The sequence below is a fragment of the Zhouia amylolytica AD3 genome, assembly GCF_000511935.2.
GTDB lineage: Bacteria > Bacteroidota > Bacteroidia > Flavobacteriales > Flavobacteriaceae > Zhouia > Zhouia amylolytica.
Window position 1 is genome coordinate 131,244 of record NZ_AYXY01000001.1, and the last position, 20,373, is coordinate 151,616.

20 protein-coding genes are annotated in these 20,373 nt (G+C 36.7%); 10 read left to right on the forward strand and 10 right to left on the reverse strand.

The window, feature by feature from the left end; all coding sequences use genetic code 11:
* Positions 1-29: 29 nt before the first annotated feature.
* From P278_RS00670 to P278_RS00680, 3 genes are all read right to left on the reverse strand, one after another.
* Positions 30-2,066, reverse strand: a complete 2,037-nt coding sequence (locus P278_RS00670; protein WP_038260711.1) for a M3 family metallopeptidase — start codon at positions 2,064-2,066, stop codon at positions 30-32.
* 96 nt (positions 2,067-2,162) lie between these two features.
* On the reverse strand, positions 2,163-2,648 hold the full coding sequence (gene purE, locus P278_RS00675) for a 5-(carboxyamino)imidazole ribonucleotide mutase (RefSeq protein ID WP_038260715.1): 486 nt from the start codon (positions 2,646-2,648) through the stop codon (positions 2,163-2,165).
* A 7-nt stretch (positions 2,649-2,655) separates the two neighbouring features.
* Positions 2,656-3,810: a 5-(carboxyamino)imidazole ribonucleotide synthase gene (locus P278_RS00680; RefSeq protein WP_038260719.1), complete on the reverse strand. Its 1,155-nt coding sequence runs from the start codon at positions 3,808-3,810 to the stop codon at positions 2,656-2,658.
* A gap of 134 nt (positions 3,811-3,944) precedes the next feature.
* Here P278_RS00680 and P278_RS16355 point away from each other — a divergent pair, with 134 nt between their 5' ends.
* The 3 genes from P278_RS16355 to P278_RS00695 all read left to right on the forward strand — a co-directional run bounded on the left by P278_RS16355 (position 3,945) and on the right by P278_RS00695 (position 7,586).
* Positions 3,945-5,078, forward strand: a complete 1,134-nt coding sequence (locus P278_RS16355; RefSeq protein WP_082436054.1) for an adenylate kinase — start codon at positions 3,945-3,947, stop codon at positions 5,076-5,078.
* Between the two features lie 44 nt (positions 5,079-5,122).
* The gene (gene obgE / locus P278_RS00690) at positions 5,123-6,133 is read left to right on the forward strand and encodes a GTPase ObgE (protein WP_038260722.1); all 1,011 of its coding nucleotides are present in this window, start codon (positions 5,123-5,125) and stop codon (positions 6,131-6,133) included.
* A gap of 94 nt (positions 6,134-6,227) precedes the next feature.
* Complete coding sequence (locus P278_RS00695; protein ID WP_038260725.1) at positions 6,228-7,586, forward strand: UDP-N-acetylmuramate--L-alanine ligase; 1,359 nt, start codon at positions 6,228-6,230, stop codon at positions 7,584-7,586.
* 4 nt (positions 7,587-7,590) lie between these two features.
* Here P278_RS00695 and P278_RS00700 read toward each other — a convergent pair whose 3' ends face one another.
* The 3 genes from P278_RS00700 to P278_RS00710 form a co-directional block, all read right to left on the reverse strand.
* Positions 7,591-7,971 carry a hypothetical protein gene (locus P278_RS00700; RefSeq protein ID WP_139226707.1) on the reverse strand — a complete coding sequence of 127 codons (381 nt, stop codon included), beginning with the start codon at positions 7,969-7,971 and terminating at the stop codon, positions 7,591-7,593.
* Positions 7,972-8,115: 144 nt separating this feature from the next.
* A complete protein-coding gene (locus tag P278_RS00705) occupies positions 8,116-8,739 on the reverse strand; it encodes an FMN-binding negative transcriptional regulator (protein ID WP_038260730.1) in 624 nt (207 codons plus the stop codon).
* A gap of 14 nt (positions 8,740-8,753) precedes the next feature.
* Entirely contained in the window at positions 8,754-9,203 is a 450-nt protein-coding gene (locus tag P278_RS00710; protein WP_038260732.1) for a DUF1569 domain-containing protein, read from the reverse strand.
* Between the two features lie 60 nt (positions 9,204-9,263).
* On the opposite strand from P278_RS00710, the gene radC reads away from it, so the two are divergent.
* From radC to P278_RS00740, 6 genes are all read left to right on the forward strand, one after another.
* Entirely contained in the window at positions 9,264-9,962 is a 699-nt protein-coding gene (radC, locus tag P278_RS00715; protein WP_038260734.1) for a RadC family protein, read from the forward strand.
* A 69-nt stretch (positions 9,963-10,031) separates the two neighbouring features.
* Positions 10,032-11,255, forward strand: coding sequence for a polysaccharide deacetylase family protein (locus tag P278_RS00720; RefSeq protein ID WP_235444222.1), 1,224 nt, complete (start codon positions 10,032-10,034; stop codon positions 11,253-11,255).
* 5 nt (positions 11,256-11,260) lie between these two features.
* Positions 11,261-11,947: a YjjG family noncanonical pyrimidine nucleotidase gene (locus tag P278_RS00725; protein WP_038260738.1), complete on the forward strand. Its 687-nt coding sequence runs from the start codon at positions 11,261-11,263 to the stop codon at positions 11,945-11,947.
* 67 nt (positions 11,948-12,014) lie between these two features.
* Positions 12,015-12,539, forward strand: coding sequence for a hypothetical protein (locus P278_RS00730; protein ID WP_051413337.1), 525 nt, complete (start codon positions 12,015-12,017; stop codon positions 12,537-12,539).
* A 4-nt stretch (positions 12,540-12,543) separates the two neighbouring features.
* A complete protein-coding gene (locus P278_RS00735; protein ID WP_235444223.1) occupies positions 12,544-13,947 on the forward strand; it encodes a DUF5723 family protein in 1,404 nt (467 codons plus the stop codon).
* Between the two features lie 26 nt (positions 13,948-13,973).
* A complete protein-coding gene (locus P278_RS00740; protein WP_038260745.1) occupies positions 13,974-14,753 on the forward strand; it encodes a hypothetical protein in 780 nt (259 codons plus the stop codon).
* A 418-nt stretch (positions 14,754-15,171) separates the two neighbouring features.
* Here the strand turns inward: P278_RS00740 and P278_RS00745 are convergent, their stop codons facing one another.
* Positions 15,172-16,449 carry a replication-associated recombination protein A gene (locus tag P278_RS00745; RefSeq protein ID WP_038260748.1) on the reverse strand — a complete coding sequence of 426 codons (1,278 nt, stop codon included), beginning with the start codon at positions 16,447-16,449 and terminating at the stop codon, positions 15,172-15,174.
* 99 nt (positions 16,450-16,548) lie between these two features.
* On the opposite strand from P278_RS00745, the gene P278_RS00750 reads away from it, so the two are divergent.
* Positions 16,549-17,319 carry a rhomboid family intramembrane serine protease gene (locus P278_RS00750; RefSeq protein ID WP_038260750.1) on the forward strand — a complete coding sequence of 257 codons (771 nt, stop codon included), beginning with the start codon at positions 16,549-16,551 and terminating at the stop codon, positions 17,317-17,319.
* Here the strand turns inward: P278_RS00750 and rlmB are convergent.
* The 3 genes from rlmB to P278_RS00765 form a co-directional block, all read right to left on the reverse strand.
* The gene (gene rlmB / locus P278_RS00755) at positions 17,314-18,051 is read right to left on the reverse strand and encodes a 23S rRNA (guanosine(2251)-2'-O)-methyltransferase RlmB (RefSeq protein ID WP_038260753.1); all 738 of its coding nucleotides are present in this window, start codon (positions 18,049-18,051) and stop codon (positions 17,314-17,316) included. The two genes, P278_RS00750 and rlmB, sit on opposite strands and share 6 nt — an antisense overlap.
* A 95-nt stretch (positions 18,052-18,146) precedes the next feature.
* The gene (locus P278_RS00760; RefSeq protein ID WP_038260756.1) at positions 18,147-18,833 is read right to left on the reverse strand and encodes a hypothetical protein; all 687 of its coding nucleotides are present in this window, start codon (positions 18,831-18,833) and stop codon (positions 18,147-18,149) included.
* Positions 18,834-18,918: 85 nt separating this feature from the next.
* A complete protein-coding gene (locus P278_RS00765) occupies positions 18,919-20,361 on the reverse strand; it encodes a SusD/RagB family nutrient-binding outer membrane lipoprotein (protein WP_038260759.1) in 1,443 nt (480 codons plus the stop codon).
* Positions 20,362-20,373: the final 12 nt, after the last annotated feature.

Sequence of the window (20,373 nt, forward strand, 5' to 3'; positions counted from 1 at the left end):
ACTCCCGATTACGGGAGTTTTTTATGGCTTTATTTTTCAAGTAAACCTGCCCTTCTTAGCAAAGCATCCGGACTAGGTTCTTTCCCTCGGAAACGTTTGTATAATTCCATTGGGTTTTCTGTTCCTCCTCTTGAAAGAATATTGTCTTTGAATAGTTGAGCTACCTTTTTGTCAAAAATGCCCTTTTCCTGAAATAGTTCGAAAGCATCAGCATCAAGTACTTCTGCCCATTTATAACTGTAATATCCGGCAGAATATCCTCCCTGAAAAATATGAGCGAACGCCGTACTCATACAAGTTTCCGGGGTATCCGGGTATATTTTAGTAGATTCGAAGGCTTCGTACTCATGGGCTTTTACATCTTTTATTGAGGATGGATTAATTCCGTGCCAACTCATGTCAAGCATTCCGAAACTCAATTGTCTGAGGGTCTGCAGGCCTTCCATGAAGTTAGCCGATGCTTTTATCTTCTCCACATATTCCATAGGAATTACTTCGCCGGTTTCATAATGTTTTGCAAAAATGTCTAAGGCTTCCTTCTCGTAACACCAGTTTTCTAAAACTTGACTCGGAAGCTCAACAAAGTCCCAATAAACACTAGTTCCGCTAAGGCTAGGGTAGGTGGTGTTGGCCAGCATTCCGTGTAAAGCATGCCCGAATTCATGGAATAAGGTGGTAACCTCATTGAATGTTAACAGGGATGGTTTTGTTTTTGTCGGCTTTGTGAAATTACACACAATGGAGATGTGCGGACGAGAGTTGTTTTCGTCCTTGATGTACTGATTTTTGTAAACAGTCATCCAGGCCCCGTTTCGTTTTCCCGGTCTTGGATGAAAATCTGCATAAAAGATAGAGATCAGATTCCCGTTTGAGTCATGTACTTTATAGGTTTTAACTTCTTCGTGGTATTTGTCAATATCGTTGGTTTCCTCAAAATGAAGATCGTATAAGTTGTTGGCTACAGCAAAGACACCATTGATAACATTGTCCAGTTTAAAATATGGCTTTAGTTTTTCATCGTCAAGGTCAAATAGTTTTTGCTTTAATTTTTCAGTATAGTAAGCCCCATCCCATTTTTGTATTTCATCGATCCCATCGATCTCTTTTGCAAATTCCTGTAATTCTTTGAATTCCTTTTTAGCAGCTGGTTTAGCTTTTACAAGCAGATCCTCTAAAAATGAGGTTACCTTTTCAGGAGTTTCTGCCATGCGCTCTTCCAGAACGAAATGTGCATGCGTTTTATAGCCTAATAGCTGAGCTCGTTTAAATCGCAGGTTGGCAATGCTCTTAATAATCTCCTGATTGTCTAAGTCATCGCCGTGAAAACTTTTACTTCCGAATGCCAGGCTTAAGGTTTTGCGGAGTTCCCTGTTATCAGCATAGGTCATAAACGGAATATAACTAGGGTAGTTTAGTGTGATAACCCAACCTTCCTTATCCCTTATCTGTGCTTCATGTTTCGCGGCTTCAATGGCTCCTTCGGGAAGACCGCTTAAATCGTTTTTGTCAGTGATATGAAGCTCGTATTTATTGGTTTCCGCAAGTACATTCTCTCCGAAGGTTAAACTTAGTTTAGCAAGTTCCATGTCGATTTCCCGAAGTTCTTTCTTCTTCTCTTCTGGTAAGTTCGCTCCATTACGAGAAAAGCTTTTATACTTCTTGTCCAGAAGCATTTTCTGCTCCGCATTTAGAGAAAGCGAATCTTGATGGTCATACACATGTTTTACACGATCGAACAAGCCCTTGTTTAATCGAATGTCATTGCTGAACTCTGAAAGGATAGGAGAGACCTCCTGCGCAATTTTTTGAATCTCATCATTGGTTTCAGCACTGTTCAGATTAAAGAAAATAGCAGTAACCCTATCCAATTGCTCACCCGAAAACTCCAGGGCTTCAATAGTGTTTTTAAAAGAGGGTGTTTCCGGATTTGCAGTGATAGCATCTATTTCTGCTTTGGTTTTTTCAATTTCCTCTTTGATTGAAGGAAGATAATCTTCGGTTTTAATTTTTGTAAAAGGAGCCGTTTGATATGGGGTGTCAAAAGGCTTATTTAGTATAGTACTCATATAATATTCTTTCTTTGATATTATTAAAAAGGTAATTAATGAAATTAGGTGCAAACAAAAAAATCAACAAGAATGCTCGTTGATTTTTTAATATGTTTAGCTTTTAACTTCTTCTGCTCCTTTAATGACCTTCTCTTTTAATCCTTGTTTATAAACCAGTATTTTGTCGAGCACACATTTATCTGAACTTCCTATGATTTGCGCAGCAAGGATACCGGCATTTTTGGCTCCATCAAGGGCAACCGTAGCTACAGGTACACCACCCGGCATTTGAAGAATAGAAAGCACAGAATCCCACCCATTTATTGAATTTCTGCTTTTTACAGGGACACCAATTACAGGGAGTGGAGATAATGAAGCTACCATTCCAGGTAAATGAGCTGCACCACCGGCACCTGCTATAATTACTGAAATTCCTTTTTCGTGAGCTGTTTTACCAAACTCAAACATCTTTTCAGGAGTTCTGTGAGCAGATACAATATCTACTTCTACTTCAATGTCAAATCCTTTTAAAATATCTATTGCTTCTTGCATTATAGGAAGATCACTGGTGCTCCCCATGATAACTGCTACTTTAGACATAATTTTTTTATTTACTAATTACTTGTATCGTTTCTTTTACTTTTTGGGCTACTTTTCTGGCTTCAGTCATATCCTCATTTACGATGGTAACATGTCCCATTTTTCTAAATGGTCGCGTTTCTTTCTTACCATAGATATGAGGAGTAACACCATCCAGTTTCAATATTTCTTCAATATTTTCGTAAACCACGGGTCCTTGATATCCTTCTGCGCCTACCAGGTTTACCATGATACCTGCTACTTTACTTTGGGTGCTACCCATCGGCAGATTTAGAATGGCTCTTAAATGCTGCTCGAACTGATTTGTATAACTTGCTTCAATGCTGTAGTGTCCGCTATTATGTGGACGAGGCGCTACTTCATTCACTAAAATGGTGTCATTTTCAGTTTGGAACATTTCAACGGCTAATAAGCCAACGTGATTGAAGGATTCAGACACTTTAAGCGCTATTCTTTGAGCTTCCTCTGCTACTGACTCCTCGATACGGGCAGGGCATATAACATACTCCACTTGATTGGCTTCAGGATGAAATTCCATTTCCACTACCGGGTAGACGGCGATTTGGCCGTCAGGATTTCTTGCAACTATAACAGCCAGTTCATTTTTAAATGGTACCATTTCCTCTGCAATGCATTCTACATTTGGAAGCGCATCGAGATCTGAATAGCTTTTTACCACCTTAACTCCCTGTCCGTCGTATCCAAAACGAGCGCTTTTCCATACAAATGGAAAATCGAGGGTTTTGTTTCGCACAGCAGCTTGTATTTCTGAAGTGTAGGCAAATCTTGTAAAATCGGCTGTAGGTATTTCTTTGTCTTTATAAAACAGTTTTTGAGTAGCTTTGTTCTGGATGGTTCGTAGGGTTGTAGGAGATGGGAATACTTTTTTCCCTTCATCCTCTAATTTTTCTAGAGCATCTACATTTACATTTTCTATTTCTATGGTAAGAACATCTGCTTTTTTGCCGAATTCATAAACGGTATCAAAATCCATAAGATCACCCTGGTAAAATTCATTGCATGCAACTTTACTGGGCGCTTCATTGCTGGGGTCAAGGATCAGGGTGTAAATATCATATTTACGAGTTTCGTAAAGTAACATCTTACCTAGTTGACCACCTCCAAGGATACCAAGCTTAAAATCGGAAGAAAAATAATTCATAAAGCTAACTCTACTTTGTTGTGTTTAATGTTTATAATGGCACAAAAATACGGTTAATTATTAAAACCCCGGTTTAAAAATCGCAATTCAAAAATCAATATGTTATCTTTGCAACTTTATAATTTTAAGCAGGTTTGATAAAACTTCACGACAAATACTTTGTTCCTTATGTAACAGCCACTGAATTAGATGAGGTTGTAAGTGAGCTGGCAAGGAATCTTAAGAGAGATATGGAAGGCGAAGTTCCGGTATTCTTATCGGTGCTTAATGGGTCTTTTATGTTTACTTCTGACTTCGTTAAAAAGTATGATGGAGATTGTGAAGTAAGTTTTATCAAGTTAGCCTCGTATTGTGGAACTGAATCAACAGGAACCGTAAAAGAACTGGTAGGTGTTAACCAGTCACTGAAAGGACGATCAGTAGTCGTGCTTGAAGATATAATTGATTCGGGTAATACCCTGGAGGTTATCTATGATTTGCTGAAGAAAGAACAGGTAAAGGATTTAAAAATTGTTACCTTGTTTTTTAAACCCGTAGCGTTTACGAAAAAATTAAGAATAGATTATATTGGAAAGGAAATTCCTAATAGATTCATTGTAGGGTACGGATTGGATTACGATGAACTGGGAAGGAATTTACCAGAAGTATATCAATTAAAAAGGAAGAAAATGATCAACTTAGTGCTGTTTGGAAAACCTGGAGCAGGTAAAGGAACACAAGCCAATTTTTTAAAAGAGAAGTATAGTTTAAAACATATTTCAACTGGAGATGTGTTTAGATTTAATATCAAAAATGAAACTGAATTAGGGAAATTGGCTAAAACTTATATCGATAATGGAGAGTTAGTTCCTGATGAGGTTACCATTAACATGCTTAAAGCTGAGGTGGAAAAAAACCTTGATGCTGCTGGTTTTATTTTTGACGGTTTTCCAAGAACTACCGCTCAGGCCAAGGCATTAGATGAGTTGATGCAATACGAAGGGATGCAGGTAGATGCTACCATTGCTTTAGAGGCTGATGATGAAGTTTTAATTCAAAGGTTACTTGAGCGAGGTAAAGTAAGTGGAAGAAGTGATGATCAGGATGAGGAAAAGATCAGAAATCGCTTTACTGAATACAATGAGAAAACAGCGCCGCTTACAGAATACTATAAGAAGCAAAATAAGTTTCATAGTATAAATGGAGTTGGAACTATAGAAGATATCACCGAGCGATTAAGCAAAGTGATTGATTCATTGGTTGCTGTTAACACCATGAAAGATAAATAAGCGATCTGCTTAGAGATTTATAATTTCCTCAGAATAGATAAGGGATGACTGAAGGTAATTTTACCGATTATGTAAAAGTTTTTGCCTCTTCAGGCAAAGGAGGTAGAGGTTCTGCCCATTTGAGACGTGAAAAATACGTGGCATTTGGTGGGCCAGATGGTGGTGATGGAGGTAGAGGAGGGCATGTGATCATGCGTGCAAATCCTAACCTTTGGACCTTGATCCATTTTAAATATAAGAAGCATTTTAGAGCTGGCCATGGTGGAGATGGAGGAAAAAGCAGAAGCACAGGTGCCGATGGTGAAGATGTGGTAATGGAGGTGCCTTTAGGTACCGTTGTTCGGAATTCTCAAACCAAAGAAGTACTTTTTGAAATTACGGAAGATAACCAAGAGCAGGTTTTACTTCAAGGAGGAAAGGGCGGATTAGGAAACTGGCATTTTAAAAGTTCTACCAATCAAACTCCTCGTTATGCTCAACCGGGTATTGAAGGCCTGGAAGGTGAGTTTATTCTGGAATTAAAGTTATTGGCGGATGTCGGACTTGTAGGTTTTCCAAATGCTGGGAAGTCTACGTTATTATCTGTTTTAACCGCAGCAAAGCCTAAAATTGCGGATTATCCGTTTACAACTTTAAAACCCAATTTGGGGATTGTGGAGTATCGTGATTACAGGTCGTTTGTAATGGCTGATATTCCAGGTATTATAGAAGGAGCTGCAGAAGGAAAAGGTCTGGGACACTATTTTTTAAGACATATTGAAAGGAATTCGATTCTATTATTCTTAGTTCCGGCAGATGCTGATGATGTGGCTAAAGAATACGATATTCTTTTAAACGAATTGAAAAGGTATAACCCGGAATTGCTCGATAAAGAACGCTTGGTAGCTATATCTAAAAGCGATATGCTTGACGATGAATTAAAGACAGAACTGAAAGCTGAATTAGATGGTCAGTTGAAAGACGTTCCTTATATGTTTATTTCATCAGTCGCTCAAACAGGAATACAAGAACTCAAAGACAGATTATGGGATTTATTAAATCCTGTTGAAGTATAGGATTATATAATTTAGGTAGAATATAAGGACAGATTTTCTGTCCTTTATTTTTGGTTTTATTATTTAAATTTACAGCTTTAAAATAAAGAAATTAATGCACATACACTTTATAGCAATTGGAGGAAGCGCCATGCATAATCTTGCTTTGGCTTTACTTGAAAAAGGTTATACCATAACCGGTAGTGACGATGTTATTTTTGAACCTTCGAAGTCTCGATTGGAAGCAAAAGGACTGTGTCCGGAAACTTTTGGTTGGTATCCTGAAAAAATAACCTCCGATTTAGATGCTGTAATTTTAGGTATGCATGCAAAGGAAGATAATCCTGAGTTGTTAAAAGCTCAGGAATTAGGAGTTAAAATATACTCTTATCCGGAATTTTTATACGAACAATCAAAAGAGAAAACAAGGGTAGTTATAGGAGGTAGCCATGGGAAAACGACCATAACCTCTATGATTCTTCATGTATTAAATTACCACGATATTGAAGTAGATTACATGGTGGGGGCACAATTAGAAGGATTTGATAATATGGTGCACCTTACGCATGATAATGAATTTATAGTTCTCGAGGGAGATGAATACTTATCTTCACCTATAGACAGAAGACCTAAATTTCATCTATATAAACCCAATATTGCATTGTTAAGTGGTATCGCATGGGATCATATAAATGTTTTTCCTACCTATGAAGGTTATGTCGAACAGTTCAAAATATTTGTAGACAGCATTGTAAGTGGAGGTAGTATTAACTACAATGAAGAAGATGAGGAGGTGAAAAGGGTAGTAGAAGCTTCGGAAAATCAAATCCGAAAAATACCTTACGGAACCCCTGAATATTTTGTAGAAGGGGAGGAAACTTACCTGGAAACTCCTGAAGGTCCAATGCCATTAGAAATATTTGGGGAACATAACCTCAATAACTTGATGGGTGCAAAGTGGATTTGCCAGCATATGGGAGTAGATGAAGATGACTTTTATGAAGCGATAGTTACTTTTAAAGGTGCTGCTAAGCGATTGGAAAAAATTGCAGAATCTGCTACTTCAGTAGCTTATAAAGACTTTGCTCACTCTCCGAGTAAAGTGGCCGCAACCACCAAGGCTGTAAAAGAACAATATCCAAATAGAAAATTAATTGCCTGTGCTGAATTTCATACTTATAGCAGTTTGAATTCGGATTTCCTGAATGAATATAAAGGAGCTTTGGATTCAGCAGATGAAGCTGTAGTTTTTTATTCTCCGGATGCGGTTAAAATAAAGGGATTAACCGAAATTTCTGAAGCGCAAATTTCAGCCGCTTTACAAAGAGATGATTTAAAAATATTCACTAACCCAGATGATTTTAAATCGTATTTGTTTTCCTTAGAATTAGATAATACTACGTTGCTTTTAATGAGTAGTGGGAATTATGGCGGACTTAATTTCGATGAGGTCAAAGATCTGATAAAAAGCTGATAATTTAGTCAGACCAAATGCTTGTGTCTTCAAATGGATCCCCAGCTAAAATTATGGCCAGGGCAAATGCAGATACCGGGATAGCTATGGTTAACACAGTAGATAGCGATTTGTTTTTTCTGCGAATCTCGTAGATATCTTTCTCCGGCAGGTGTATTTTTATGAAGTGGTCATAATAGGGGGTGTTTACCAGTTGAGATAAACGCTTGGCTTCTCGTGAATTTTTCTTCGTAATACCGAATAAACTATCTTTTTCGATGACGAGTCTCTTAAATCGAAATCGTTCAAGGTTATCGTTTAGTACCAATACTTTGTCTCCTGAGGTTACCGCTTCATCGATACTTGAACTTTGCGATCTGTAAATGCTGCAGCTTTGAAGTAACATTATCGAACTTATAACGAGACAGAAAGATTTGATATGCATTCCGATAACTTTCATCATTAAAACAATTAAAGAGAAAGCATAATTAGGTAGGTCAGGATTGATTGAAAGTCTTAATAATCTATTAATTTACAAAATATTAAGGTCTTAACCTTTAAAATTCTCTAAAATGGATTTTATAAACGATGAGCTATCATTTTTAATATTTTCAATAAGGGCTTCCGTGGCTTTGTTTTGTTCCAGTGTTGATTTGTTTTGTGAAAGTTTAAATTTTCCTTCCCAGCTTGTTATTTCAATTTCAAAACCAACGATATAGTCAAGTAAACTATTCATTTTCTCATGGTCTTCGGGTAATACGTAGTTCGAACTGAACGCTTCTAATTGCTCCGTCATCTTTATTAAAGATGCCTTCAGAGCATGTTTATCCCCAATCAGTTTTAGTTTCCCTTCCACATGAACTTTTATATAATTCCAGGTAGGTAATTGATCATTTTCAAAAAGCGAAGGAGAAATGTAGGAATCCGGCCCATGGAATATAGCCGTTACCTTAGCATTATTTTTAAGGGTGCTCAATTGGGGATTGTAGATATCAATGTGACCTATTAGTTTTCCAAAAGGAAGATTTGGTGTTTTGTAATGTATTAGTGGGATATGTGAGGTAAATACGTTATGGTCTTGTACCGTGATTAAAGTTGCCAGGGGCTTTTGGACAATGACTTTTATAATATTATTAAAATTCGTTTCTTGAAATTCTTTCGGTGGATATTTCATATGTGCCATAACGATTAAACACCAAATTGTCTTAGATGGTGGTCTAGATGTTTGTATTGCATTTTACCCCATTGTTCGGAAGTAAATTGTCCAAAGATAGGGTGAATTGGCCATTCGTGCTCAGCTCCTTTTTTATGAAAATCTTCGATGAGATTTTCAAGTGCGTTTTTCTCTTTATCTAAATTCCGTTCATTTTTTACAAGGAACTCTTTGGCTGTTGGAATACCATGCCCCCATTTTTTATCGTCGTATAATTTATACCTGAAAATTCTGGCAACACTTCTAACGACGACGTTAGGTCTTTTCAAAGTTAACTCACTTAATGCAAGTCTCAGAGGTCCCTGGCAATGAGCAAGCATTTGACCTGCATTCATTTTGCCCCATTTAGGGGATGAATTTTGGTCTATTAAGTTTAATCTGTTTTTTATTTCTATTAAAGAAACGGGATCAAAAAGAGATTTCATGTTGTAGTTGCTTTACCACTGAAAAATACAACTTTATTTTTAGTTTACTATATTTATTAAATGAAAGAAAATTCAACATATTTCTCAATAAAAAACTGGAGTGAAGATGACAGGCCACGAGAAAAATTATTATATAAGGGTCGTTCTTCGTTATCAGATGCAGAGCTCATAGCAATTTTAATTGGTAGTGGGAGTAGAGATGAAAGCGCGGTAAGTTTGTCTAAGAGAATATTAGCATCTACCGAAAATAACCTAAATGAACTAGGAAAACTATCTCTTAAAAAACTTATGGATTTCAAGGGTATAGGAGCTGCCAAAGCAATAACCATAGCTGCGGCTCTCGAACTTGGAAGACGTCGGCGTACCGGAGAATCTTTAGAAAAGAAAAGAATAACCAATAGTCGAACTGTTTTTGAACTCATGCAACCAATTATAGGGGAATTGCCTCACGAAGAGTTTTGGATTCTTTATCTCAATAATTCGAATAAGGTTGTTTATAAACTTCAACTGAGTAAAGGAGGGATAACGGGAACCCTGGTAGATGTGCGACTTGTCCTCAAACATGCGCTTGAAATAGGAGCCACATGTATTATATTAGTGCATAATCATCCATCAGGAACTCTAAGGCCAAGCGAAGCTGACAAACAAATTACCATGAAGTTAAAAGTTGCAGCAAATAGTTTAGATATAAAAGTTTTAGATCATCTTATTGTCACTGAAAAAATGTATTTTAGTTTTGCTGACGAAGGAATGTTATAGATGATACTTGTATACACAGAAAAAAATACGCCGAGATTAAATTATATCTTAAAACACATTTTTACTAAAATGCTGTTGGTAGACGTTCGGACTACCAATGACCCTGAAGAATTTATTGCTTTTATAGGTCCTAAAATAAATTATAGTAAGGGTCAGTTGAATGGCGAGCTTTTTATTCGAGCTCACGATCTTTTATTTGAGCAGGGAATATCAGATGTTGAGGTAGTTGTTCAGGAATGGGATGATGTACCATGCTTTTTTTCTACTTCGGAGCGGAGTCATGTTCCGTTTGATGTTTTTGCTGCGAGCTTTTACCTTTTAAGCAGGTATGAAGAATACCTTCCTCATGTTAAAGATCAGCATGGAAGGTATCCTGCGGAAGAAAGCTTAGCTTATAAACATAAATTCTTGGAATTACCGGTTGTTGATATTTGGGTCGATAAACTTAAATTATTTTTAGAAGCCCATTATCCATCTTTTCAATTTAAAGAAAGAATATACCAGGCCTTCCCTATAGTAGATGTTCCCGTTTTATATAATTACAGGAAAAAAGGAATTATCAGAACCATTGCATCAACCTTGTTAGATTTGGCATATTTTAACCTTAAGGATGTTTTTGAACGTTTTCAGGTTTTATTAGGGGTAAAGAAAGATCCATTTGATAATTTTGATGCTTTGATACAGCTTCATAAGAAAAATAATATTCATGCAATATATTTTTTTCTGATGGGAGACTATTCAACCTATGATAAAAATATCTCAATTAATAATCCTAGTTTCAGAAGGTTGGTGAAATCTGTGGCAGACTACAGTATTGTTTCTTTGATGGCTTCATATGAGGCTTTTGATAATGTTGAAATGTTGAAAATGGAGCGTAAAAGACTGATCAACTTTATTAACCGACCAGTGAAAAGAGTTCGCTGGAGATTTAACCGACTCAATATACCGGAAAGCTACAGGATGATGACCAACGCAGAATTCAATGAGGATTATACGATGGGATATTCTGGGTATCCTGGTTTTAGAGCAGGGACCTGTTCCCCGTTTAATTTTTATGACATAAGTTTTGAGGAGCAACTTCCCGTAAAAGTACTGCCATTTTGTGCTTCACATGTATTGATGCAAAATGCAGCTAATTTTCAACATGTTAAACGGAAGTTGTTAGCTTTAGAGGATTCCGTTCGGAGTGTAAATGGAACCTTTACAGTCGTTTTTTCAAATGAAGTATTGAACCCTCAAACAAGGAATGAACTGTGGAAACTTTATGCAGAAATGTTTTCAAATAAAAATTAAGACGAATGAAAGATCAGGTTACGGATATATTTTTTGATCTTGATCACACCTTGTGGGATTTTGAAAAGAACTCAGCATTAACCTTTAATAAAATCTTATCTGAGTATGGAGTAGCTGTGTCACTTGATGATTTTTTAGCCAGTTACCGGCCCATCAATATGAAGTATTGGAAATTGTACAGGGAAGAGAGAATTATAAAAGAAAAACTTAGATATGGTCGGTTGAAAGAGACCTTTGATGAGCTGGATTATAAAATCGATGATGATTTAATTTATATACTATCAGATAAGTACATTCAGCATCTTCCAGGTTTTAATCATTTATTTAAGGAAGCAATACCTATCCTGGATTACTTAAAACCATCGTATAATTTGCATATAATAACTAATGGATTTGCTGAAGTACAAATAGGGAAATTACATAATTCTAAGATCTCTGATTATTTTATACATGTTATCAATTCAGAAAGTGTAGGGGTTAAAAAACCGAATCCTAAAATTTTTGAACATGCCTTGGAAATGGCTAATGTTTTGGCCAGTCAGGCTGTGATGATCGGGGATAATTACGAGGCTGATGTTTTAGGGGCAAAAAGTGTAGGGATGCATACGATTCATTTCAACGTGCATAATGATGCAGTTAACGACCAAGATGTTAAAATAGCCAATTTGTTGGAAATTAAGCATTATCTTTAAGATATAAGCCTAATCACTACGTATTATAAATATGATAAAGACTGTACTTAAAATACTAATTTTATGTATGTTTCTATCATCTGTAGGTTCTTGTGTCAAGGACGTGGATTTCGATCAAATTAATGACATTCAGCTTACACCTGTCTTTGAAGGTAGTCTTGTTTTCTTCGATTTGGAAGCAAATAAATTTGTTGAGGAAGGAAGTGAGGTGAGTTCCATAACAGATTTTACCCGTTTGGATGCGTTATCGAGTTCATTTTCTGTGAATAACCTGGTCAGGGCAGATTTACATTTTGAATTTGTGAATACAATTGGCCGAAGTTTTACGCTTACCATAAATTTACTGGATGGGGAACAGCAGGTGCTACGTACTTTGCAATATGATATACCGGCTTCCTCGGGTTCTCAGGTTGAAATTGATGATACAGTAGTCTTTACCGGTGCCAACCTTCAACAAATAACCAATTTGTTAATTATGGAAGTAGAGGTGATGCTAAATAACGGACTTCCTCAATTAGCAGAGACTTCGGAAGGAATGTTAGCAATGAACTCATCAGCAACTTTATATTTGGAGATAGCTGATGAAGAGTAGACTTATGTACATAGTTTTCCTTTCGGCTATTTTGGGTCATACCCAAAACAAACAATTACTTTATGATTTTACCAGGATACCTCAGGTGTTAATGCAGAACCCTGGCGCAGACACTAATTACCAATGGCATGTGGGTTTACCTTTTTTATCTGGAGTGTATTTTAATGCTGGCTCCAGTGGTTTTTCTGTGTATGATGTTTTTGCTGATGATGGTGTTGACATTAATGATAAAATCAGAAATGTTATAAATAAGGCTGATAGTAATGATATTATGACCATAAATGAACAGGTAGAGTTTCTTTATGGAGGGTTTAAAGGGAATTACGGATGGCATGAAGATAATTACTATTCTTTTGGGTGGTATCAGGAACTGAGTCATTTTAATTATTGGCCTAATGACCTTGCTATTTTGGCTTATGATGGGAATAGGAATTATATCGGTGAATCTTTTAATTTAAGTCACGCTTCTGTTAAGGCTGAGTTGGTAAGTGTATTTCATTTTGGGATACAGCGCGAGATGTCTGATCGTTTTACATTAGGAGGGCGTCTTAAGGTTTATTCAGGTATTGCTGATGTTTCGTCAACCAATAATAAAGGACGTTTTTTTACAGAGTTTAGCCAGCGAAATGAATATAAACATTCCATTATAGCGGATCTCGAATTACAAACCTCCGGGTACAAGATCATTGATGCCCTTGAAGACGGAGATAATATAGCAGACAACCTTTATCAACGATTTAAAGAACGTGCTTTTTTTGGGGGTAATTTAGGTTTGGGGGTAGACCTGGGTTTTTCCTATCGTTTAGATGATCAATGGAAGTTAACTGCCAGTATCCTCGATTTAGGTTTTATACATCATTCGAAAGATGTTAAAAATTATACGTATAAAGGAAGGTATGATTTTGAAGGGCTTGAGTTGTTGTTTCCAGGAGTGGTAGATGACAACAATGATGTATACGATTATTGGCAAAACCTGGTGGATGATCTCAGAGATCTTTATGATACAACTTCAACACGTTATACTACTTTAAGGCCAGTTAAGTTCAATAGCAGTATTTCCTATTCTTTCGGAAGACCTGGCGGTAAAATATGTGATTGCAGGGCTACCTACAGGGATTATGTAAACAAGGTGGGAATGCATTTATTTATGATTCACAGGCCAAGATATCCGCAAACGGCACTCACGGCCTATTACCAAAGACGTTTAACAGACTTCCTTGATGTTAAGGCGACTTATACAATTGATAAATTTTCGTATACGAACCTTGGAATTGGCATTTCTTCTCGTATTGGTAAATTTAATTTCTATATTTTAGCAGATAATCTACTGGAATATGAAAATCTGGCTGAGGCGCACAATGCTTCGGTGCAATTGGGATTAAATTACATAGTTCCAGGTAGGAATTAAAATGAGTGTAAAATAAAAGTAGTTTTATGAAAAAGTTTTTGATTGTATTTTTAATCAGTGCTTATGGGTTTGCTCAGAGTTCGGTAAATGATTATAAATATGTGATCGTTCCTAAAAAATATGAATTCTTAAAGGAAGAGAATAAATACAGATTGAACACCCTTACCAAGTTTATGCTTGAGGAAGGTAACTTTAATGCGGTGTATAGTGACGAAATGCCTGCAGATCTTAGATTAGACCCGTGCAAGGGTTTAAAGGTGGATGTGATTAATAACTCAGGATTGTTTACCACCAAATTGAATGTTGTTTTTAAAGATTGTGGAGACAGAGTAATATTTACTTCAGAAGAAGGAAAAAGTAAGATTAAGGAGTATCAAGGAGCTTATCACGAGGCTTTAAAAAGAGCTTTTGTTTCTGTTAAAGCTCTTAATTATAAGTATCAGCCTAAAGAAGAAAGTGTAACTGTAGCTGCTGTCCCGGCGACGCCTGTCACCCCTGCTGCTAAGGTAGAGAAACCTGTTGTAACGGAAAAGGAAGCTGTAACTCCGGCAGTGGTTAATACGGAGGCCAGGGTAAGTAAGAGTGCTTTAGGTACGTTATATGCGCAGCCAATAGAGAATGGATATCAATTGGTAGATATGTCTCCAAAGGTAGTTATGTATTTAAAAGCTACTTCCCAACAACATATGTACATTGCTCAAAAAGGTTCATTAAGTGGAACTGTATATAAGGATGGCAGCAATTGGTATTTTGAGTTTTATAAAGATGGAAAGTTAAAAAAGGAATTGCTCGATATTAAGTTTTAGTCTATTTAGTACAATTCATTTATATGTTAAAACACCGATGTTTAATCGGTGTTTTTTTATGGCTTATGTAGATAATAGAATAAAGATTACATAGGGATAATATAGGGATAACATGGGGATAACATGGGGATAACTATGCAATAAGTAGTCTTATGCCTTACTTTTTGTAGGTAAATTACTTGAGGTATTTGTTTAGGTAAAGATTTCAAAAGCTACATTAACTGATACCATGGTTCAGCCGGGATAGAAATTATTAAGTTGTTATGGTTTACCATTGATTATATTTAGATTTTGTGTATTTCTTTTTTGAATAGAGTCGTCAATCATACACCGGTAACCTTTGGTTGTCGGGCTTGAGTTCTTTATACGGGTAGTTCCGGGATAGACGATTGTTTGTCTTTTCTGAGAAGGGTGCTTATTAATAGTTGTATTTGTCTTTCCAGCGATTTTTAAGAAACTCTCTTAATGCAAACTCTCGTTGATTATTACCAGGTTCAAAAAACTTAGTGTTTTTAATTTCATCCGGTAAAAACTCCTGATCCACAAAATTGTTTTCATAGTTATGGGAGTATTGATAGTCTTTCCCATAACCTATGTCTTTCATTAGTTTGGTAGGAGCATTTCTTAAATGTAAAGGAACAGAAAGGTCTCCGGTCTGTCTTACTTTTTGAATTGCCTCGTTAATGGCCATATACGAAGCATTACTCTTTGGAGATGTGGCTAAATATACAGCGCATTGACTTAAAATGATACGAGCTTCCGGATAGCCGATGGTAGTTACTGCCTGAAAGGTATTGTTCGCCATAATCAGTGCCGTAGGGTTGGCGTTACCAATATCTTCTGATGCTGCAATAAGCATTCTTCTTGCAATAAATTTTACATCTTCACCACCTTCAATCATTCTCGCAAGCCAGTATACAGCCCCGTTTGGGTCACTTCCACGTATTGATTTTATAAAAGCAGAAACGATGTCATAATGCTGTTCGCCGGTTTTGTCGTATAGGACGGTGTTTTTCTGGACTCTCTGTTGAACGATATCATTGGTGATGACGATATGATCTGAGCCATCAGCATTGATGATTAGTTCAAAGATATTTAATAGTTTTCTCCCGTCACCACCCGAAAGTCTTAGTAGGGCTTCCGTTTCTTTAAGCTCAACATTTTTTTTAGCTAATAGTGTATCTTTTATTAAAGCACGATGTAATAAGTTTTCCAGGTCTTCTTTGTTGAAAGGATTTAGAATATATACCTGGCATCTTGAGAGTAGGGCGGGGATGACCTCGAAACTTGGATTTTCTGTGGTGGCACCAATTAATGTAACCCATCCTTTTTCAACAGCTGCAAGGAGCGAGTCTTGTTGTGCTTTGCTAAACCTATGAATTTCATCAATAAAGAGAATAGGGTTTTTAGTGGTGAAGAGACCTCCGCTTTGCTTGGCCTTTTCTATAACTTCACGTACGTCTTTAACACCACTGCTTATAGCGCTAAGGGTATAAAAGGGTCTTCCACTTTCATTAGCGATAATGTTGGCTAAGGTCGTCTTTCCGGTACCTGGTGGGCCCCAGAGTATTAAAGATGGGATGATGCCATTTTTAATTTGTTGTGTTAACGATCCTGTTGGGCCAATAAGATGCTTCTGACTGATATAGTCATCCAGCGTTTTTGGACGAATACGTTCTGCTAATGGTTCATTCATGCTTTAAAATTACTATATTTCAATTGTAAAAAGGTGTTGAAAACCCAGAAATGCAAACTTAGCATTTATATTTAGGTTTTATTAAAGAAGGAATCCAGGATGAAACGAGATTATGATTTTAAATTTGATACAAGCGTTATAGCGTTGCCATTATTTTTTGTGTTATTTATATGGTTGGTGTATTGGTTTGAAATTCGCTTTGGCTATGACTTTACTTCATATGGGGTTTATCCGCGAACTTTTAAAGGGTTAAGGGGTGTTCTGTTTAGTCCCTTTATTCATAGCTCAATAGAACATTTATATAACAATACAATACCTTCTTTTGTGATGTTGATGGCGGTTCGATATTTTTATCGGGACATTACCATCAAAGTTATCGTTATCGGAATCATTGCCAGTGGAGTTTTAACCTGGTTAATCGGGAGACCTTCTTATCATATAGGAGCCAGCGGATTAATTTATGCCCTGGTTAGTTTTGTTTTTTTTAAAGGAGTCATTACGCGATATTTTCGCTTAGTCGCCCTGTCCCTGATTGTAGTTTTTCTTTATGGGGGTTTTCTATGGTATTTATTTCCTATAGAGGATGGGATTTCCTGGGAAGGTCATTTATCGGGATTTGTTGTAGGGCTACTGATGGCGTTGTTCATAAAACGAAGTATACCGTTAGCAACTAAATATAAGTGGGAAGAGGACGGATACCAAGAGGATAACGATCCTTTTTTAAGACACTTTGATGAGCACGGAAACTTTATTCCTTCAAGTGAATTAGATAAGGATGTCGATTCCAATACGCATACCTTTGAAGCTGGGACACGTATCCATTATCACTATACCAGAAAGAAAGAAATCGGTGAAGATGATCAGTTATGATAAACGTTGTCGAACCACTTCGTATAAGAAGGCTCCGCAAGCTACCGAAACGTTCAGGGAACCTATAGAACCATACATAGGTAATTTGGCCTTATGATCGGTTAGCTTTAGAACTGACGGTGAAATACCAACATCTTCTGACCCCATAATGATCGCAGATGGTAATTTGAAATCTATATCGTAGATCATTTGCTCGGTTTTTTCAGTTGCAGCGACCACCTGAATACCTGATGCCTGAAGTTGAAACATCGCATCTTTTATGTGGTCAACTTTACAGATAGGTATATTAAATGCGGCTCCGGCTGATGTTTTTACCGTGTCTGCATTGATGGGGGCAGCTCCTTTTTTCTGAATGATGATACCATTAACGCCTGTACATTCTGCTGTTCTTATAATCGCGCCAAAGTTGCGAACATCTGAAAGTTGGTCAAGAATTAAAAATAGTGGGGTTTTGCCGGATTCTATAACCTCGAGTACAAGATCATCAAGATTATGAAATTCTACGGGAGAAATATTGGCAACAACTCCCTGATGGTTTTGTTTAGATAATCTGTTAAGCTTTTCAACAGGAACATAGGAAGCACTGATACCATTTTTACGAACCAGGGTTTCCAATTCAGCAATTAAATCTCCTCTCAATCCTTTTTGTATAAAAATCTTGTCGATGTCTTTATCACTGTTTATGGCCTCAATAACAGTTCTTATCCCGTAAATTTGATATTCCTTTTTCACTTTAGTATCTTTCTTCAGCTTGATTTCAAGGCGTAAAGGTATGAAAAAACCGACTCGAATAGAGTCGGTTTAAATTATTTTGTTGTGGACTGTATTTATAAGCTGTAATAATATTTAACGACAGGAACAAGATCGGCAGGTTCCTTAAGTTTAATGTTGTTATCTTTTAAATACTTTTTGATTTCATCTTTCTTATCTGCGAAAAAGTTCAACACAGAAGATTTATTTAATTTAACCTCCTCGTATTTGTCGTATTTATTCATGACGAATACATTGGTGTCTTGATCGAATTCACCTCCTTTGTTATTGTATCTGCTCGATTGCCAACCACTAGCGTTCGGATCTTTAAAATCACTACTGTATTCAACAATTACCTTTCTGTAAGGTGGACTAGCGATACAATAGTATTTAGTTTTCTGTTTCGTGTCAACGAATTCGGAAGCACTAATTTTACTAAAGATGTAAGTCTGATTATCATGATTCAGAACAAAGCCCGGGAAGGTGTTTCCATCAACCAGTTTAGGATCTTCATTATCATTTTTCCTGAAGAACAATTGATTGTTATAGGTGTTATAGATAAGCTGCGTTTGATCCAGGAACTTACCGTTTTGGTCTACAACATTTCCTTTAGACCAGGATTTAAGAAAGAAAGGACTTCCTTTAGCAGCTACCTGGCTTGAGGTGAAACCATCTGAAATTGATGAGGCACCTCTGTTATTAGTGATTTGTGCTGATGCGAATGTGATCAGCAGCATTAAACAAATTGTAAATAAATTTTTCATAATGTTTTGAGTATATAGTGGTTAATATACAAAAAAAACCTGCTTGATTATAGCAAGCAGGTTTTTTTAAGAATTCAAATTATTTTTATTGGTTAATCCAAAGAATAGTATTAAGGTTATCTGGTCCTTGTGCAGAAACAGCCGCATTGTAATTCTCTTCATTAAGAGATCCTGCAGTAGCAGAATATGCATGTCTCTGAGGGATTCCAGTTGCATTACTTAGTAGGTCGTCTGGAGCAGTCAATGGTCTTTCATAACCCATTGCTTTTTGTCTTCTCCATTCAGCCCAGCTATTGTAACCTTGTAGGAACATAGCAACCCATTTTTCATATGCGATATCTTCTAATGAAGAATACGGGTTTAAAGCGATGTAAGCTGTAGCTTCTGTAGCATCTACACCCCATTGCTCCATTGAAGCAGCAATAGCCTGATCGTAAAGCGCAGAAGCATCTTCAGAAGTCCATCCTAAAGCAGCAGCTTCAGCTCTAGCGAATAATACTTCAGAATACGTGTAAATGTATAGTGGAGCATCACTTTTTGTAATGATATCAGCGGTAATGAATGAATAATCATCAGTAGCTGAGTTTGATTGCCCGTAAGGTGCACCAACATAAGTACCTGAATTAGTTGCAGGATCAGCCATCTTCGTTAGTCTTGGATCTTCCGGTACAGTTGGAGTTCCAGTACCAATTAAGGCATCTGCGAACACATCACTAATTAAATAATCTCTACGACCCTGATCTACAAAATGATCTTGATAAAAGTTATCATTTGTATCCTCGTTTAGGTAAGGGTAGAAGATGTTATTCGCATTTGAAGAAATAGCATTGTTGTATGCTTCATTGAATTTAGCTGAACCTGTTGTAGGATCTGCGTTAGATAAACGCAATGCCATGGTCATTTTAACGGTATTACCAAATTCTCTCCATAAGGTCATATCACCACCTAAAAGGAAGTCACCAGTTGGACCGTTACCAGAGTTGATCATCCCTAAAGCGCTGTCGATCTCATCGAATAATCCCATGTAGATAGACTCTTGAGAGTCGTATTTTGGATATTGATTTTCTAAACCTTGAATCGCTTCAGTGTAAGGGATCATGCCCCATCTGTCAGTCATATGGTGTAATAAATACACTCTTAAAATAGTAGCAGCGGCAATTTGGTTCCCATTTGAACCATAAGCCTGAGCATTAACTTTAGTTGCTTCATCAGTATTCAATTCAATAACTTTCTGAAGATCCACTAAAGTGGCATATAAACCATTAAAACTCCAGTTTAGGGTTTGGTATCTTGATTCTTCATCGTATTGTCCGTTCGATAAATATTGAACGTAACAGTTCGTTGTTGTAGATGATACAATTCCGTCTAACGATCTTTCCGCATTGGTAAGTAATGATGCAGAAGAAGCATCTGTCGGGCTGTTTGGATCTACATTCATATCTCCAAAATCTACTGTATCACAGGCTGTAAAAGAAAGAGATAAAGCCAGAATACAAAGCCAGATTTTATTTAAATTTATTTTTTTCATTTTCCTATCGCT